Origin of the sequence: Enterobacter cloacae complex sp. IR5459, from assembly GCF_049238005.1 — a bacterium.
GTDB lineage: Bacteria > Pseudomonadota > Gammaproteobacteria > Enterobacterales > Enterobacteriaceae > Enterobacter > Enterobacter hormaechei_C.
This window is the reverse complement of sequence record NZ_JBMKIG010000017.1, coordinates 35791-54043: the sequence shown is the minus strand read 5'-3', so window position 1 is coordinate 54043 and position 18253 is coordinate 35791. Positions and strand designations below refer to the sequence as shown.

Here is an 18253-nt window from a genome sequence, read left to right as displayed (position 1 = left end):
ATGCCTTTTCGCCTGTTTCGTTACGCGCCGCTTTCAGTGTTGCTGCTTAGCTTCAGCCGTGCGGGGATGGCCGAGGATTACTTTGATCCCGCCGCGCTGGAGCTTTCCTCTACTGAACAGAAAACGGCGGATCTGCACTATTTCTCTGAAAAGGGCGGGCAGATGCCAGGCACCTGGCTCGTGACGCTGGAGATTAACGGACGCGAGGAGCGGCATCAGGAGATCACCTTCGTCAATGAGAAAGGCAGCCTGCAACCCGTTTTTAGCGTATCGCTGCTGGAAGCGCTTGGAGTAAATGTAGGGGCCATTCCTGCATTCTCCCGGTTGCAGGAGGGAGAAACGTTCACGCACCTCGAGGATTTTATTCCGGCAGCGCGAACCTCCTATGATTTCAACCAACAGCGCCTTTTTCTCAACCTGCCGCAGGCGGCGATGAAACACCGCAGCCGTGGCTACGTGCCGCAGTCGCAGTGGGACGATGGTATCCCGGCGGCATTTACTGATTACAGTCTGTCGGGCGGTCAGGCCCGTCATCAGAGCGGGGTCACGACATCCAGCTATCTGAGCCTGCGTAACGGCATCAATCTGGGGGCGTGGCGGTTGCGCAACACTTCGGCCTGGAGCCACAGCGACGCGGGCGGCGACCATTTTCAGACGCAAAGTAGCTGGCTGAGCCGGGATATTCGCCGTCTTAACAGCCAGCTACGGATCGGCGATGCCTGGACCGCAGGCGACGTCTTCGATAGCGTGGCGTTTCGTGGAGTACAGCTCTCATCAAGCGAAAGCATGTTGCCCGACAGCCAGCGCGGCTTCGCACCAACCATCCGCGGCGTTGCACACAGCTTCGCTAAAGTCTCCGTTTCGCAAAATGGCTATGTGATCTATGAAACCTGGGTGGCCGCCGGGCCATTTATCATTAACGATCTGTTCCCGGGCGCACAAAGTGGCGATCTACAGGTTACGGTCACGGAAAGTGACGGCTCAACGCGCGTCTTTACCCAACCCTATTCTGCGGTGCCGTTTATGCGACGCCAGGGCAGCCTGAAATACAGTCTCAATGCAGGACGATTTCACTCCGGCTCCGGCGATGCGCGTTCGCCTGAGTTTGTTGAAGGCGCTTTTTTCTACGGTCTGCTCTCCAGGATGACGGTGTATGGCGGCTTTCGTACGGCGAGCAACTACCAGGCCGGTGCAATTGGCATAGGCAGAGGGTTTGGCGCATTTGGCTCGCTGGGCATTGACGATACGCTGGCAAAAAGCCATTTACCCGACGGCAAAAACGCGATAGGGCAGGCGTGGCGCATTCAGTATCAGAAAGATTTCAGCGCTACCGGCACCGCCTTCAACCTGGCGAGTTATCGCTATGCCTCGCGCAATTACTATGAATTTAGTGAACTGAATCAGTCTGACAGCCAACAGCTGCAACTCAATAATCGCCGTAGCCGCTCGCAGGTCACCTTTTCACAGACGCTGGGTCAGTTCGGCAGCCTCAGCGTCTCGGCATGGATGCAGGATTACTGGCATACGTCCGGGCAGGATAAAACCATCCACATTGGCTGGTACACCAGCTGGCGGGGCATTTCCTGGGGCGCGGGATATGACTACACCGACTCAGCGCGTGAGCAGCATCCCGATCGCACCGTGTCGTTTAACGTCAATGTTCCGCTTGGCCACTGGTTACCGGACAGCTCGGTCAGTTACTTCATCAACCACAACAATCGTGGAATGACCACGCAGCAGATGTCTCTCAACGGCAGCGCGCTGGCGAATCGCAACCTTAATTACAGCGTTCAGCAGAGTAAGGCCAGCGAGGGACAAGCCGACAGTACCAGCCTGGCGCTGCAATACAACGGTGGCTACGGCAACGTCAGCCTCGGTTATGACCACAGCCGAAGCGGTAGCAACGCGAGCCTCGGACTCGCCGGAGGCGTTATCGCCACGCAGTATGGCGTCACGCTTAGCGAGCCGCTGGGCGATACCGTCGCCCTGCTGCGCGTGCCCGGTGCGGCGAACGTTGAGCCGGAGGGTTACAACGGGATCCATACCGACAGCCGCGGCTATGCGGTCATGCCAACGCTCTCGGCGTATCGCAAAAATACCGTCAGCCTTGATACGGCGACGCTGGGTGAGAACGTCGACGTTGAGCAGAGCGGTCTGACGCTCATTCCCACCAGCGGCGCGGTGGTGCTGGCCAATTACAAAACCCACATTGGTTATCGCGTTCTGTTTTCCCTGCGCTACCACGGTGAACCGTTGCCGTTTGGCGCGCAGGCTGAAGTGGTGGAGCAGAACCGCCATTCTGCAAACCGAAGCATGGTCGCTGACGGCGGTCAGGCCTACCTGAGCGGAGTACCCGAGCGCGGCACCCTGCGCGTCACCTGGTATGAAAACGGGGAGCAGCAGCAATGCCAGACACCTTTCAGACTGGGGAAAGCTCATATGGCCCCCGGCATCGCTACGCTGTCTCTTGAGTGCCACTAGAGGAATATCATGCGTCACTTTATTCACTGGGTTTTCTATCTCAGTCTGCTTTCGCTTTTTGGCATGCTGAGTTTTCATGCCCATGCCCAGACTTCAACCTGCCGCACCACGCGCGATCAGTGGGTCGTTCAGGTGCCTTATGCCATTGGGTATGCGCCCGGCACGTCTGACTGGACGCCGATATCTGCGCCGATACAGTCTACCGGGGCGGATTTCTACAGCTGTGATGGCGGGAATGACGCCTGGCGTAGTATCGGCTTTGTCGACATGGATAACCCCGTCGGCACCGTGGTGGGGGAAGACGGCGCGTCACGTCACGTCTATAAAACTCAGATCGACGGCATCGGCTACGCGCTCGGGTTCCGCGAGCAGCAGTACTGTGGTGCGGATGCCGTACGGTATATTGACGGCACCAGCCCGGTAGACGGCAACGAGTCCCGGCGTATCTGTGATGCCTCACAGAATCCTGCCTTTGCCAGCGCCCCAACGTATAAATTGCAGTTCTGGGTAGTGTTTTACAAAATCCCGACGACCAGCCCCATGCCTGACGATAACGCCAACTCCCAGGAGCAAAATGTCGGATCGCTGATATTGCAGGCGGGAGAAAATCAAGCCAGCGCCACCAACGTGGCGACACCAGTACAGATTCATCTCGCCAGCTTCACCGTCAGGCGTACCAGCTGTTCAGTGGGCTCTCGCAGCATTCTTGTTCCCATGGGGAGCGTGAGCCAGCGTGAATTTCACGGCATCGGCTCCCGCGCCGGGGGCGGACGCTTCAGCATTCCGGTGACTTGCGAAAATAACACGGCGGTTAAGATGGGTTTCTTTGGCGATACCACGCCGGGCAACGATCGGGCGCTGGCGTTGACGAAGCAGGAGGATAGCGCCAGCGGTGTCGGGATCGAACTGCTTTACGGTGACAATACCGGTTCGGTTCAGGGGCAGGTGGTACCGTGGAACACCCCGCAGGTATCAGCGCTTGGGCAAGTAGGGGATAACCAGACGCAAACCTTCTGGTTTGATGCGCATTACATTCAGACGGAAGCGAACGTGACGGCGGGAAAAGCGGATGCGATGGCCACGTTTAACCTGATTTACAACTGAGTTTCCCCTGCCGCAGCGGCAGGGGAGGACGATCAGAACGCGGTCTTACAAAAACCCGTCATCTCTTTCAGGCCCATTTCGCGACCAAGCTCAGTCATCGGGTGCACCACCACCAGGCCACGGACGCTTTTCTTCAGCTTGCCCATGTCGGCCTGCTCTTTTTTGGTGATCGCGCGGCGATGCGGCATGTTCATCAGCTTCTGCGCTTCTTTACTCAGCTTCTGGCCTTTCACTTCGCGCAGGCGTTCAATTTCCGCCTCCAGCTTCACGGACTCTTTTTCCAGCTCGGCATATTTCTCGGCGGAATCGACCAGGGAGAGGCCAGCCATCTGATGGCGGATCAGATCCAGACGGTCGCTCAGGCGTTTAATTTCGTTCTTTTCGACTTCTTTCATGACAAATAACTCTGAAAACGGGGAATTTACAGGGAAGGATACACCAATGTGTGCGGGCTTACTTCTGAAACGCTTTTTTTAAGCTGATTTTAGAAATCAGCTCAGTCAGGGAAAGCACCATGGTGGAGCGCACAACCTGTTGATAACGCAGCTTTTGCATCGCGTACAGCTCTGGGTCGCTGTTATCAAACTGAGGTGCGGGAGGGAGCGCGGATACGCAGTGCAGTTCGCCGAAGGGACCCAGTATCTCATCATCGGTAAAGGTGTACTCATTGCCGTCATGATTGAGCTCTTCGCGCAGCGCCATTAACAGCTCGGCGTCTTCATACTCCTGACGGTTCAGCACGCCGAGACCGTAAATCAGCTTCAGCCGTACCGATAAATCGCCCAGCGGTCCGTCTCCGTCCAGTAACGGTTCTACAGCGTACTTTACCGCGTAGTCGTCTTTGCGAAACACCTGAAGCACCAGAATGTTTACCGCCTCGGTTAACAGCTCGACGGCGGCAATCAGGAAACTTCGTACGGTTTTGCCAGCATTCAGACGCTCAAGCACACGATTTTCAAAGGCCTGGGTTTGTTCCATTATTGCCTGCATATCTGACAATCTGTTATTCGGGCGCAGGCTCACCTGCGCCGGACTCTGCATCATTTGGTTGCGTTGTATGCGCTGACCGCCTCCGCAACTACGTCACTGTTGGCATCCAGACCGGAGATCTGTGCCAGCGCAGCCTGCGCGCCTTTGTCATCAATCAGCTGAGCCAGCTCAATTGCCTGCGGGTCCTGCTCGCTGCGGTAGTGCATTGCGGCAGCGATTCCCTTCACCAGGTTAGCGTGCGGCAGGCCGTATTCCAGCGTGCCCAGCAGCGGTTTAATCAGGCGATCGCCCGCGCTCAGTTTACGCAGCGGCTGACGACCCACGCGCTCAACGTCATCTTTCAGATACGGGTTTTCAAAACGACCGAGGATTTTCTGGATGTATGCTGCGTGTTTATCAGCATCAAAACCGTAGCGTTTGATCAGCACCGCGCCACTCTCTTCCATTGCCCCTTTGACCACCGCACGGATGTTCTCATCGAGGATCGCGTCACGAATGGTCTGATGACCGGCCAATTTTCCGAGGTACGCGGTTATAGCATGCCCGGTGTTCAGCGTGAAGAGTTTACGTTCGACAAATGCCATCAGGTTATCGGTTAATTCCATTCCCGGAATGGTCGGCAGCGCGCCCTTAAACTGGGTTTTATCAACGATCCACTCGCTGAAGGTTTCCACGGTCACTTCCAGCGGGTCGTTGGTGGCGGATGCTGACGGCGGAACGATGCGATCCACGGCGGAATCAACAAAACCTACGTGCGCTTCAACCCAGGCTTTATCTTCGTCGGCGACGGCCGCAAGAACGTGGCCTTTCAGCTGCGTGGTGCCGCGCACCATGTTTTCACAGGCGATGATGTTCAGCGGCGTTTCAACGCCCTGTGCTTTACGCTTCGCCAGGCCTTTCGCGACCGCCGGGGCGATACGCTCAAGCACCACCGGACCCACGGCGGTGGTGACCAGATCAACGCTGGCAATAAGATCGATAACATCGTCGCCAATGCTGCTTACCGCGTTGACGCCAGAGACCGTTTCAACCTGTTCGTTTTCACCCACCACGTGAACCTGATAGCTATGACGGGCATTCAGGGCATCCAGAACCACTTGATTCACATCGGCGAATGTCAGGGTAATGCCCGCGTCTGCCAGCAGTTTACCGATAAAGCCACGACCAATATTACCTGCGCCAAAATGTAATGCTTTCATAGTGTTAACCTTCATCAATGTTTTTACCCGAGAGGGCTGGGGTGAGGAACGTTTTCCCCTCACCCTAGCCCTCTCCCCGGGGGGGAGAGGGAGGAGTACCGTTATTTGTTAAGCAGGGCCAGAACTTCTTCAACGCTGGTGGTGTTGGCCAGACGCTCAATAACCGTTTCGTCATCCAGCGCGTTGGTCAGGCTGGTAATCACCTGGATATGCTCGTTGTTGCGAGCGGCGATACCAATCACCAGACGGGCGATGTCGTCCTCTTCTTCACCGAAGCGCACGCCATCAGGATACTGACAGAACACCACGCCGGTTTTCAGCACGCGGTCTTTGGCTTCCACCGTACCGTGTGGAACCGCGATGGATTCACCCAGGTAGGTTGGGGTCAGCTTTTCACGCTCCAGCATCGCCTCAACGTATTCCGGCTGAACGTAGCCACCTTTCACCAGCTGCTCACCGGCGAAGCGAATGGCCTCTTCTTTATTGGTCGCCGTGCGGCCAAGGAAGATGTTTTCTGCGCCCAGTTTGAACAGATGCGCGTTGCTCTCGTCGAAGCTGTCTTGCAGGCTGGTACGTACTTTCACTTCGTTATCTTCATGGCGCTGCGCCGCCACCAGACGTTCGGTCAGGCTCGTGTACAGGCCGCTGTCGAGGAAGTTGGTCAGGGAAATGTGCTGCGCCTGCGGTACCTGACGCATAGCGCGTTCGGTCAGATCGCGGTGCGTGATCACCAGGTCAACGTCCGGCGGCAGGCTGTTAATCGCGCTGTTGGTGACGGAGATGTTGGTCAGACCCGCATCCTGCACTTTCTTACGCAGCACGCCCGCACCCATTGCGCTGGAGCCCATACCGGCATCGCAGGCAACGATGATTTTACGAACGTGGCTCAGGTCGTTAGAGACATCGCCTGCCGCCAGCGGCGTTGCGCCTTTGGATTCGGCTTTCATGTCATGCATACGACGGGTTGCCGCTTCGATATCGTCGTCTTCTTTCACCTTGCTGGTTTTCAGCAGGATAGCGGAGGCCACGAAGGAGACCGCCATGGCCGCACAGATCGCCGCGATGTTCGCGAAGTAGGCGCCTTTCGGGGTCATCGCCAGCACCGCCAGGATAGAGCCGGGAGAAGCCGGAGAGACCAGACCGCCGCCCAGTACGCTCAGGGTGAACACGCCGGTCATACCGCCGAGGATAACGGCCAGGATCAGACGTGGGTTCATCAGTACATACGGGAAGTAAATTTCGTGAATACCGCCCAGGAAGTGAATGATCGCCGCGCCGCCAGCAGACTGTTTCGCGCTGCCGCGACCAAAGAACATGTATGCCAGCAGAACGCCCATACCCGGACCCGGGTTCGCTTCAATCAGGAAGAAGATGGACTTGCCGAGATCGTGTGACTGCTGAATCCCCAGCGGTGAGAAGATACCATGGTTGATGGCGTTGTTCAGGAACAGGATTTTCGCCGGTTCAACGAAGATTGACGCCAGCGGCAGCATGTCATGCGCCACCATGAAGTTAACGCCCGCCGCCAGCAGCTTGGAGAGCACTTCAACCGCAGGGCCAATGCCGAGGAACGCCAGAATCGCGAGGATCATCCCGATGATGCCCGCAGAGAAGTTGTTCACCAGCATTTCGAAGCCGGATTTGATCTTGCCATCAACCCAGACGTCAAATTTCTTAATCGCCCAGCCGCCCAGAGGACCGGCAATCATCGCACCGAGGAACATCGGCATATCCGCACCGACGATCACCCCCATGGTTGTGATGGCACCCACGACGCCACCACGGTCACCGCCCACCAGACGACCACCGGTATAACCGATGAGCAGCGGCAGCAGGTACGTAATCATTGGGCCAACAAGTTTCGCCAGCGTTTCGTTAGGCAACCACCCTGTCGGAATAAATAATGCGGTGATAATACCCCACGCGATAAACGCGCCGATATTTGGCATCACCATGTTGCTGAGGAAACGACCAAAGCTTTGCACTTTGATCTTGAAATCGGATGACATAAAACACCCCTTCTTATGTTTACGCTTAGGCTTGTGGCCCGAGGTTTATCGTTAATGTGCGGCGGCAGAGGTAGCCGGGCCCTGTTCTGATGCTGTGAAATCTGGCACTGAATCGTTCAACTGTCCAGACAGCGAAATTTTGTGTGATCTGAATCACATGAATGTAGGGGGTGAGGATATTAATGAAGTGATCGCGATCACATAATGAGTGTGTAAAAAAAATACATCGTTCAGAATTACGCCAAAATGGGCGGGTTTTTGTGATTAATATCACAATGTTAAGTTGGCTGTTTGTTTTCAGATTGTGATTTGATTCACAAAATATTTTTATGCAGATTTCTCCCGTATCCCCTCACGACAGGAATGCGATACGCACACCTGCCTTTTACCACGGCTTGATCCATACTGACCTCTTTGTGGGCATTAAGGATAAGCAATGAAACTCATCGGCAGTTATACAAGTCCTTTCGTGCGTAAGATTTCGATTCTCCTGCTGGAGAAAGGGATTGAATTTGAATTCGTAAATGAACAACCCTACAACGCAGAGAACGGCGTTGCGCAGTACAACCCGCTGGGGAAAGTCCCGGCGCTGGTAACGGACGAGGGCGACTACTGGTTTGATTCCCCGATCATTGCGGAGTACATCGAGCTGCTTGGCGTTGCGCCAGCCATGCTGCCGGCGGATCCAAAAGCAGCGCTGGCGATGAAGCAAATTGAAGCCCTGGCGGATGGCATTATGGATGCGGCATTAACGTCCGTACGCGAGCAGGCAAGGCCCGCCGCCCAGCAGTCAGAAAATGAGCTGCTGCGCCAGCGCGAAAAAATCAGCCGCAGCCTGGATATGTGCGAACAGCTGATCCGCGACGGGAAAATTCAGAGCGATAGCCTGAATCTGGCGACGATCGCCATCGCCTGCGCCATCGGCTACCTCAATTTCCGCCGCGTCTCGCCGGGCTGGTGCGTGGATCGTCCGCTGCTGGTCAAACTGGCGGAGACGCTCTTCCAGCGCGAAAGTTTCGCCCGGACTGAACCACCAAAGGCTTGATGCGGGTTATAACACTTCCTGGCGGGAGGCGGTACAATCCCCCCACATGTTAACTCCCTCTCCCGTCGGGAGGGGGGAAGATATTTACTCGCCAGGCGCATTCATGACTACTCATCATTCCCTCTACAGCCAGATCCCCGCTACCGATCGTCTGCTTCGTGACCCGCGCATCACTGCGGTGCTGGAGCAGTTTGGCCATACTGCAACGGTCGACATGCTACGCCAGCTTCAGGACGATGCGCGTCGCCATATTCAGGCTGAGAACGCGATACCCGGCTGGTGCGAGGCATGGGCGCAGGAAGTTGAAAGGAGGTTGAGCAAGCACGCGCAAAGCGCGTTGCGCCCGGTTATTAACCTGACAGGCACGGTTTTGCATACCAATCTGGGCCGGGCACAGCAGGCAGAAGAGGCAATAGAGGCCGTCACCCGGGCCATGCGCTCGCCGGTGACGCTGGAGTACGATCTGGACGGCGCCGGGCGCGGACATCGCGATCGCGCGCTGGCGGATCTTCTCTGCCAGATCACCGGCGCGGAAGATGCCTGCATTGTGAATAACAACGCGGCGGCGGTGCTGTTAATGCTGGCGGCCACCGCAAGCGGAAAAGAGGTTGTCGTCTCTCGCGGCGAGCTGGTGGAGATCGGCGGGGCGTTTCGTATTCCGGACGTCATGCGGCAGGCGGGCTGCACGCTGCATGAAGTGGGCACAACTAACCGTACCCATGCAAAAGATTATCGCGCGGCGGTGAATGAAAACACCGCCCTGCTGATGAAAGTGCATACCAGCAATTACCACATTGAGGGTTTCACCAAAACGGTGGAAGAGGCTGAACTGGCCGCCATCGGGCGCGAGCTAAACGTGCCGGTGATTGCCGATCTTGGCAGTGGGTCGCTGGTGGATATGCGCCAGTATGGTCTGCCAAAAGAGCCAATGGTGCAGGAAATGGTTGCCGCGGGCGTAAGCCTGGTCAGTTTCTCTGGCGATAAACTGCTGGGCGGGCCGCAGGCGGGTATTATCGTCGGCAGGCGCGAGCTGATTGCGCAGCTACAGCAGCATCCGCTGAAGCGCGCCCTGCGTGCCGATAAAATGACGCTGGCCGCGCTGGAAGCCACGCTGCGGCTCTATCTCCACCCGGAGAAACTGGCTGACCGCCTGCCCACGTTGCGTTTGCTGAGCCGTGATGCGGCCTCTGTTCGCGCGCAGGCGGAAGCGCTACTGCCGCAGGTTGCTCCTCATTACCCTGAGTTTGAAGTTCGTATCGAGCCTTGCCTGTCGCAAATTGGCAGCGGCTCGCTGCCGGTGGACAGGTTACCGAGCGAAGCGCTGACGTTCACCCCGCGCGACGGACGCGGAAGCCAGCTTGAGGCGCTGTCGGCGCGCTGGCGCGCATTACCGACGCCGGTGATTGGCCGGATCGGTGACGGGCGCATGTGGCTGGATTTACGCTGTCTGGAAGATGAAGTGCGGTTTCTGGAGATGATGTTGAAATGATTATTGCCACCGCCGGTCACGTTGACCACGGCAAAACCACGTTATTGCAGGCCATTACGGGCGTGAATGCCGATCGCCTGCCGGAAGAGAAAAAGCGCGGCATGACCATTGACCTGGGTTACGCCTACTGGCCGCAGCCCGACGGTCGCGTGCTGGGCTTTATCGACGTGCCCGGTCACGAGAAGTTTCTTTCCAATATGCTCGCGGGCGTGGGCGGGATCGATCACGCTCTGCTGGTGGTCGCGTGCGATGACGGGGTGATGGCGCAAACGCGCGAGCATCTGGCGATCCTCCAGCTGACGGGAAACCCGCAGTTGACCGTCGCCCTCACCAAAGCGGACCGTGTGGATGAGGCGCGTATCGACGAGGTGCGTCAAGAGGTGCTGGCGGCGCTGAGTGAATACGGTTTTAAGGATGTCGCACTGTTTGTCACCGTAGCGACAGAAGGCCGCGGTATCGATGCTCTTCGCAACCATTTGCAGCAGATCCCGTCTCGTGAACAGGCCAGCCATCACCGCTTCCGTCTGGCGATCGACAGGGCGTTTACCGTGAAAGGGGCTGGGCTGGTGGTGACCGGTACCGCGCTGAGCGGGGAAGTGAACGTGGGCGATACCCTGTGGCTCACGGGCGTGAACAAACCGATGCGCGTGCGCGGGCTTCATGCGCAAAACCAGCCGGTGGAACAGGCCCACGCCGGGCAGCGTATCGCGCTGAATATTGCCGGTGATGCCGAAAAAGACCAGCTTAACCGCGGCGACTGGCTGCTGGCCGACGCGCCGCCGGAGCCCTCTGAACGGATTATCGTTTCTCTTCAGACCCATACGCCGCTGACCCAGTGGCAGCCGCTGCATATCCACCACGCGGCCAGCCACATCACCGGACGCGTGTCGCTGCTGGAAAACGATCTCGCCGAACTGGTGTTCGACTCCCCGCTCTGGCTGGCGGATAACGACCGCCTGGTTCTGCGCGATATTTCGGCGCGGGAAACGCTGGCGGGCGCGCGCGTGGTCATGCTGGATCCGCCCCGTCGCGGCAAACGTAAGCCCGAGTATTTACAGTGGCTGGCCGCGCTGGCCCAGACCCGCGATGATAAGTCTGCGTTAGATATCCACCTTGAGCGTGGCGCGGTGGATCTGGCGGCGTTCGCCTGGGCGCGCCAGCTCAGCGGCGAAGGATTGCGTCTTCTGACGCAGGAGCCAGGTTTTATTCAGGCCGGGAACAGCCTGCTGAACGCGCCGGTGGCGGCGCGCTGGCAGCGCAAAGTGCTGAGCACGCTGGCGACCTACCATGAACAGCATCAGGATGAGCCCGGCCCGGGCCGTGAACGTCTGCGGCGCATGGCGTTGCCCATGGAAGACGACGCGCTGGTGCTGTTGCTGATTGAAAACATGCGTGAAAGCGGCGTTATTGCAAGTCATCACGGCTGGCTACACCTGCCGGAACACAAGGCCGGTTTTACCGCTGAGCAGGACGCGGTCTGGCAAAAAGTGGCGGCGCTGTTTGGCGATGAACCGTGGTGGGTGCGCGATCTGGCGCGTGAAACCAATACCGATGAGCAGCTGATGCGTCAGGTACTGCGCCATGCGGCACAGCAGGGGATGATTGTGGCGATCGTGAAAGATCGTTATTACCGCAACGATCGGATCGTAGCGTTTGCGAACCTGATCCGGGAGCTGGATCAGGCGCGCGGATCAACCTGCGCCGCAGACTTCCGCGATCGGCTAAATGTGGGACGCAAACTGGCGATTCAGATCCTGGAGTATTTCAACCGCATCGGGTTTACGCGTCGTCGTGGCAATGACCATGTGCTACGCGACGCGCAGTTATTTCCGTAAGCGTTAAGCGCTGCGCGCCTGCTTCTGCTTAGCCAGCCAGACCGCGCCCAGCCTTCCCGCCTGGTTACCCAGCTCGCAGGGAAGGATGGGCACCCGGAGCGCCTCCCACTCCTCGAATCGCTGTAGGTATTTATCCAGCAGGAGATAGATTTTCTCCTGCTCGCTAATGCCGCCGCCAATCAGCACCGCCTGCGGATCAAACATGGAGATCACGCTGTAGATGCCGCGCGAGAGGAAATGCGCCCACTCTTCTATGGCCTCACGCAGATGCACGTCGCTGTCCATGCGTTTAAACAGCTCCTCACCGTCAGGCATCTCATCTTCCGACACGGCCAGCGCACGGCGGCAGGCTTTCATCAGGCCGCTGGCTGACGCCACTTCGTGCATCGGCTCGCCGTTGTTGCCAACGGGCAGCACGCCAAACTCACCCGCCCGGTAGTGCGACCCACGGTAGAGATCGCCCTCCATGACGATACCGCCGCCGATGCCGGTGCCGATGGTGATGCAGACAAAATGCTCATAGTCCTTGCCGGCGCCCTGCCAGCGTTCGCCCAGCGCCGCGCAGTTGGCGTCATTTTCGGTTGTTACGGGGAGATCGGTCAGCTGTGCGAAAAGCTCGCACAGGTTTTCACCGTCAAGGTAATCCAGCGCCCCGGCCTTGGCCGCTTCGCCGGTATGGTGATTGATGTGGCCCGGAAAACTCACGCCGATGCCGACGATCTCATGCTCCTGGCGGTACTTATCCACCACCGCTTTCCACTTCTGTTTGAAGGTGCTTTCATCGTCAGGCGTATCATATTCATCGGATGTCAGTTCTTCGCCGTTTTCGTTAATCACGCCGTGTTTGATGTGGGTTCCGCCCACGTCAAAGCCGATAAATAGCTGCATTGCATCGTTCCTCATGAGCCCCTGAGCTATTAAGTATGGCTCTGGCGGCAGAAACGAAACGTAAAGTACGGTAATCCGTGATACGGCTCGTAAACCCGTTACCGACAGGCGAGAAAACCACCAGCCGGAACTACCCTTGTTGTACACCTACTGCAAGGAGACGGTCATGACAAACAATCCTCCCTCATCGCGTATCCAGCCAGGCGAGTATGGTTTTCCCCTTAAGCTGAAGCCCCGCTATGACAACTTTATTGGCGGCGACTGGGTGGCGCCCGTCGACGGTGAATACTATTCCAACCTGACGCCCGTTACCGGCCAGCCGTTGTGTGAAATTGCCAGTTCGGGCAAGCGGGATATCGATTTAGCGCTGGATGCGGCGCATAAGGCGAAAGATAAGTGGGGACAAACGTCCGTTCAGGACAGAGCGGCCATTTTGTTCAAAATCGCCGATCGGATGGAGCAGAATCTGGAGCTGCTGGCGACCGCAGAAACGTGGGACAACGGCAAGCCGATCCGGGAAACCATGGCGGCGGACGTGCCGCTGGCGATTGACCATTTCCGCTATTTTGCGTCCTGCATTCGTGCCCAGGAGGGGGGAATAAGTGAAGTTGACAAAGATACCGTGGCGTATCACTTCCACGAGCCGCTCGGCGTGGTGGGGCAAATTATTCCGTGGAACTTCCCGCTGCTGATGGCTAGCTGGAAAATGGCGCCCGCGCTGGCGGCGGGTAACTGCGTTGTGCTGAAACCCGCTCGCTTAACGCCGCTTTCGGTACTGCTGCTGATGGAGGTGATTGGCGACCTGTTGCCGCCGGGGGTCATTAACGTGGTCAACGGGGCCGGGGGAGAGATCGGCGAATATCTGGCTACCTCAAAACGTATCGCCAAAGTGGCGTTCACCGGCTCAACGGAAGTGGGCCAGCAGATCATGCAGTACGCGACCCAGAACATCATTCCGGTCACGCTCGAGCTGGGCGGCAAATCGCCGAACATCTTCTTTGCCGACGTGATGGACGAAGAGGACGCCTTCTTCGACAAAGCGCTGGAAGGGTTTGCGCTGTTCGCGTTTAACCAGGGCGAAGTCTGCACCTGTCCGAGCCGCGCGCTGGTGCAGGAATCCATTTATGAGCGCTTTATGGAGCGGGCGATCCGGCGCGTGGAGTCGATTCGCAGCGGTAATCCGCTGGATAACGTTACCCAGATGGGGGCGCAGGTATCGCATGGCCAGCTGGAAACCATCCTCAACTATATTGATATCGGTAAAAAAGAGGGGGCCGATGTGTTGACCGGCGGTCGTCGTAAGGTGCTGGGCGGCGATTTGCAGGAGGGCTACTACCTTGAGCCGACCATCCTGTTCGGTAAGAACAATATGCGCGTTTTCCAGGAGGAAATTTTTGGACCGGTGCTGGCCGTCACCACGTTTAAAACCATGGACGAGGCGCTGGAGCTCGCCAACGACACGCAGTATGGCCTGGGGGCGGGCGTCTGGAGCCGTAACGGTAATCTGGCCTATAAAATGGGCCGGGGCATTCAGGCCGGACGCGTATGGACAAACTGCTATCACGCCTATCCGGCTCATGCGGCGTTTGGCGGCTACAAGCAGTCGGGCATCGGGCGTGAAACCCATAAGATGATGCTGGAGCACTACCAGCAAACGAAATGTCTGTTGGTCAGCTACTCCGATAAACCGCTGGGGTTGTTTTAATCTCCGGGCTCAGGTCGTCCCGGGTGGGGTGGCCTGAGCCGGGTTAAAGCCGGGTGGCGGCTTCGCCTTACCCGGCCTACTTTTTACTCCCTCTCCCGTGGGAGAGGGCTGGGGTGAGGGCAACAGGCCGCAGTTATTCAGCTTTCATCCACCCATATCCGCATTTCCCCTTCTCCCCGGTTTGCCCAGCTGAACCACGGAATAAAGGTCAGCGTCCGGGGCTGACGTTCTACCGGTGAGTGGTCGTACTGCCACAGGGCATCAGTGTCCTTCGCCTGACACCCGATCCCTTCTGCCTGTATCAGCATCTTGTGCGCGAAAATGCCTTTGCCTTCAAATACCCGAAACGCGCTGTCCTGGGGCAAAGAAAGGTTATGCAGATTTGCGCCGTTATCGGCTTCTTCCAGGCAGTAAATCAGCGGCCCACGCTGCAATGCGACTTTCCCCGCCTGCTGGCGCACCTGCGGGTTGCCGTACACGCGGCGGACCGGCATCGGTAACGTCAGCGTCAGCGTGTCGCCTTCCTGCCAGCTGCGGTTGAGGTATAAGTATCCACGGGAGACCTCGCCTGTAATGGCCTGACCATTGAGCGAAACAGCCGGTTCCGCACACCAGTCCGGCAGCCTCAGGGCCAGCGTGTGAGTCACCGGAACTGGTGAGGTAATCTCGATTTTCACCTGCTCATGCCACGGATAGTTCCCGCTAATCCGCAGCTGGAGGATGTTATCCCCAACCGGAATGGCGACGTCGTTCCCCACGTACAGGTTGATTAACAGCGCGTCCGGGCGAACGGTATAAATGTAGTGCCCCAGCGAGGTCAGCACGCGCGCAATATTCGGCGGGCAACAGGCGCAGCCGAACCAGCGCTGGCGCACCGGTTTGACGTGGTCATAGATATGGTTAAAGGACAGGGTTTTCGGGTGCACTTCCAGCGGATTCACATAAAAGAAATGCTTACCGTCCAGCGCCATGCCGCCCAGCACCGTGTTGTACAGCGCGCGCTCCATCACGTCGGCGTAGTGGCCGTCCGCCTCCATCTCCAGCATCCGGCGGGCAAACATCATCAGGCCGATGGAGGCGCAGCTTTCGGCGTAGACCGTATCGTTGGGCAGATCGTAATCGCTGCTGAACGCCTCGCCGCTGCTTTGGGAGCCAATCCCGCCGGTGATGTACAGCTGGCGCTGTGCCATGTTGTTCCACAGCCGCAGGCAATCCTGACGTTTCCCCTCGTCGTTGCTCAGGCGCGCCAGATGCGCCATGCCCGCCATCAGATAGACAAAACGCACGGCGTGGCCGATGGCCGTTTGTTGTGCGGCAAGGGGCAGATGCGCCTGGCTGTAGGCTTTGTCCTTGACCATCCACGCCGGGCCATAGGTGTTCCAGTATGACGTTCTGCCGCGCTTCTCGTATTCGATATCGTAGAAGTGAGGCTGCGCGCCGCGTTCCTCAATAAAGTATTTCACCAGATTGAGATAGCGTGGCTCCTGCGTGACGTCGTACAGCCGCATCAGCGCCAGCTCGATTTCCGGGTGGCCCGGATAGCCGTGCAGCTGGTTTTCGCCCGGGCCAAACACGCTGTCGATATGATCCGCCAGCCTGCACACCACGTCCAGCAGGCGGCGCTTTCCGGTTCCCTGGAAATACGCCACACCCGCTTCAATCATATGCCCGGCGCAGTACAGTTCGTGGCATTCGGCCAGATTGGTCCAGCGCTCGGCCGGTGCTTTCACCGTGAAATAGGTATTGAGATAGCCATCTTCACACTGCGCCGCTGCGACCAGCTCGATCACCTCGTCGGCGGTTTTTTCCAGTTCAGCATCCGGCTTCTGGCACAGCGACCACGCCACGGCTTCGAGCCATTTCGCCACGTCGCTGTCCTGAAAGACCATCCCGTAGAACTCCCCCTGTTCCAGACCGGCCGCGATGCGGAAGTTGGCGATGGCGTGGCTGGGTTCGGCCTCTGCCACGCGATCGTTAAGCGCATCCCACTGGTAGGGGATCACCACATCGCGGACCAGCCGTTGGTACTGACCAAGAAACGGGTCGTTGATTTTCAGCTGATGCAGGTCGGCTTCCATTATGGTCATATCGTTCTCCTCAGGACTGTACATGACGCTGGCGCAAATCGGTGGCAATGCGCGACATCACGGGATTGTTAAGCCTGCACCAGCGGATAGCGACCGCCAGCAGCAGGTGGAAAAGGGCAGGGAGCAGCGTCTCCATGGCGGTGATGCCCTGCAATGAGGCGGGCGTCTGGTTACCCGCGCCTGGCTGATAGGCCACGGCAATAAACACCAGGCTGATGATCCCGGCGCTGGATGCCCACGCGAGCTTGATGAAAAACAGATTGAAGGCGAAGTTCATCCCCGAGGAGCGCACGCCGGTTTTCCATTCGCCGTAATCATCGGCAAAGGCCATCAGTGAGAAGTGCAGCGGCAGGGTGAAGCCCAGGATCACGCCGTTACTTAAAATCACGATCAGCCAGAGCGTCTGGTGCGCCGGGCCACCCGGCAGGAACCACATTCCCACCGCAAGCGCAGCAAGTACCAGGTTGGTGTAGTAGTAGAGTTTGACGGTATCAATCCGCCGCGACAGCGGGCTGACGATCACCGCGCCCAGAATGGCAGCAAAGGTCACCATGGTGAAAAACAGCGAGGTGTACGCCGTGCTGCCCTGAAGCACGTAGGTGATGAAATACATGTATCCGCCGCCGCGAATGTTGAAGACGTTGATCAGCAGAAACGACATCACCAGCATCAGCAGCAGCTGATCGTTTTTCCGCAGGCCAGCCAGGTGCTCGCGCAGGGTGAATTTACCCATCAGCGCAAGCGGGACGCGCTCGCGCACCCAGAAGAAGCAGCACAGGAACATCACCACGGCGATGGCGCACAGCACGCCAACGCCCAACTGATAACCCCGGGCGGTATTGCCCTGTCCCAGCTCTGACACCAGCCACGGCAGGCCAACGGAGACCAGAAAGCCCGCCACGCCGCACAGTACGAAGCGCCAGGACTGGCAGGATATAACCTCGTTGTGGCGGGTGGTCATGGTGTTGATCAGCGCGCAATACGGCACGTTGATGGCGGTATAGCCCACTGAAAGCAACAGATAGGTGCCGAACGCCCAGGCGATTTTCACGCCCATGCTGGCGTCCGGGACGGTGAAGGTCAGCACGCCGACGATCCCGATAGGAAGCGCGACCCACAGCTGCCACGGACGAAAACGCCCCCAGCGGCTCTGCGTGCGGTCGGCAATCACGCCCATCACCGGATCGGAAATCGCGTCAAATACCCGAAGGGCAATAAACAGCGTGCCCACCAGCGCGGGCGTCAGGCCAAATACATCGGTATAGAAAAAGGTCAGGAAGTTCATGATCAGGCAGGTAATTACCGTGCCGCCCGCGTCGCCCAGGCCGTAGCCAATTTTCTCGCGGACTGACAGCCGTTCATCGGCTGCCTGTTTTGCAACTTCTGCGTCTGTAATCGGTGTGGAAGTCATGGGGTAACTC

The 18253-nt window shown here is 58.0% G+C and carries 13 protein-coding genes; 6 read left to right on the top strand and 7 right to left on the bottom strand.

Features of this window, described 5'->3' with window-relative positions; translation table 11 throughout:
• Together ACOTX4_RS23760 and ACOTX4_RS23755 are read left to right on the top strand one after the other, a co-directional pair.
• On the top strand, positions 1-2481 hold the full coding sequence (locus tag ACOTX4_RS23760; RefSeq protein ID WP_052687537.1) for a fimbria/pilus outer membrane usher protein: 2481 nt from the start codon (positions 1-3) through the stop codon (positions 2479-2481).
• A gap of 9 nt (positions 2482-2490) precedes the next feature.
• Positions 2491-3585, top strand: a complete 1095-nt coding sequence (locus ACOTX4_RS23755; RefSeq protein ID WP_045331981.1) for a fimbrial protein — start codon at positions 2491-2493, stop codon at positions 3583-3585.
• Positions 3586-3617: 32 nt separating this feature from the next.
• Here the strand turns inward: ACOTX4_RS23755 and ACOTX4_RS23750 are convergent, their stop codons facing one another.
• The 4 genes from ACOTX4_RS23750 to ACOTX4_RS23735 all read right to left on the bottom strand — a co-directional run bounded on the left by ACOTX4_RS23750 (position 3618) and on the right by ACOTX4_RS23735 (position 7783).
• Positions 3618-3980, bottom strand: coding sequence for a YibL family ribosome-associated protein (locus ACOTX4_RS23750; protein ID WP_015572767.1), 363 nt, complete (start codon positions 3978-3980; stop codon positions 3618-3620).
• 58 nt (positions 3981-4038) lie between these two features.
• Positions 4039-4629, bottom strand: a complete 591-nt coding sequence (gene mtlR, locus ACOTX4_RS23745; protein ID WP_015572766.1) for a mannitol operon repressor MtlR — start codon at positions 4627-4629, stop codon at positions 4039-4041.
• Positions 4626-5774: a mannitol-1-phosphate 5-dehydrogenase gene (mtlD, locus tag ACOTX4_RS23740; protein ID WP_017382581.1), complete on the bottom strand. Its 1149-nt coding sequence runs from the start codon at positions 5772-5774 to the stop codon at positions 4626-4628. Before mtlD ends, mtlR begins: the two co-directional genes overlap by 4 nt.
• 101 nt (positions 5775-5875) lie before the next feature.
• Positions 5876-7783 carry a PTS mannitol transporter subunit IICBA gene (locus ACOTX4_RS23735; RefSeq protein WP_023315019.1) on the bottom strand — a complete coding sequence of 636 codons (1908 nt, stop codon included), beginning with the start codon at positions 7781-7783 and terminating at the stop codon, positions 5876-5878.
• A gap of 436 nt (positions 7784-8219) precedes the next feature.
• On the opposite strand from ACOTX4_RS23735, the gene ACOTX4_RS23730 reads away from it, so the two are divergent.
• The 3 genes from ACOTX4_RS23730 (at position 8220) to selB (ending at position 12152) form a co-directional block, all read left to right on the top strand.
• On the top strand, positions 8220-8828 hold the full coding sequence (locus tag ACOTX4_RS23730; RefSeq protein ID WP_015572763.1) for a glutathione S-transferase: 609 nt from the start codon (positions 8220-8222) through the stop codon (positions 8826-8828).
• 103 nt (positions 8829-8931) lie between these two features.
• Positions 8932-10317 (top strand): L-seryl-tRNA(Sec) selenium transferase, encoded by a 1386-nt coding sequence (gene selA / locus ACOTX4_RS23725; protein WP_045331984.1) that lies wholly within the window; start codon positions 8932-8934, stop codon positions 10315-10317.
• Entirely contained in the window at positions 10314-12152 is a 1839-nt protein-coding gene (gene selB / locus ACOTX4_RS23720; RefSeq protein ID WP_023315017.1) for a selenocysteine-specific translation elongation factor, read from the top strand. Before selA ends, selB begins: the two co-directional genes overlap by 4 nt.
• Positions 12153-12155: 3 nt before the next feature.
• On the opposite strand, the gene ACOTX4_RS23715 is transcribed toward selB, so the two are convergent.
• Complete coding sequence (locus ACOTX4_RS23715; protein ID WP_003860164.1) at positions 12156-13040, bottom strand: ROK family protein; 885 nt, start codon at positions 13038-13040, stop codon at positions 12156-12158.
• 166 nt (positions 13041-13206) lie between these two features.
• Here ACOTX4_RS23715 and aldB point away from each other — a divergent pair, with 166 nt between their 5' ends.
• Positions 13207-14745 carry an aldehyde dehydrogenase AldB gene (aldB, locus tag ACOTX4_RS23710; RefSeq protein WP_006808612.1) on the top strand — a complete coding sequence of 513 codons (1539 nt, stop codon included), beginning with the start codon at positions 13207-13209 and terminating at the stop codon, positions 14743-14745.
• A 137-nt stretch (positions 14746-14882) separates the two neighbouring features.
• Here aldB and ACOTX4_RS23705 read toward each other — a convergent pair whose 3' ends face one another.
• Together ACOTX4_RS23705 and ACOTX4_RS23700 are read right to left on the bottom strand one after the other, a co-directional pair.
• On the bottom strand, positions 14883-16832 hold the full coding sequence (locus ACOTX4_RS23705; RefSeq protein ID WP_058652510.1) for a glycoside hydrolase family 127 protein: 1950 nt from the start codon (positions 16830-16832) through the stop codon (positions 14883-14885).
• A 10-nt stretch (positions 16833-16842) separates the two neighbouring features.
• Entirely contained in the window at positions 16843-18243 is a 1401-nt protein-coding gene (locus tag ACOTX4_RS23700; RefSeq protein ID WP_045331993.1) for an MFS transporter, read from the bottom strand.
• Positions 18244-18253: the final 10 nt, after the last annotated feature.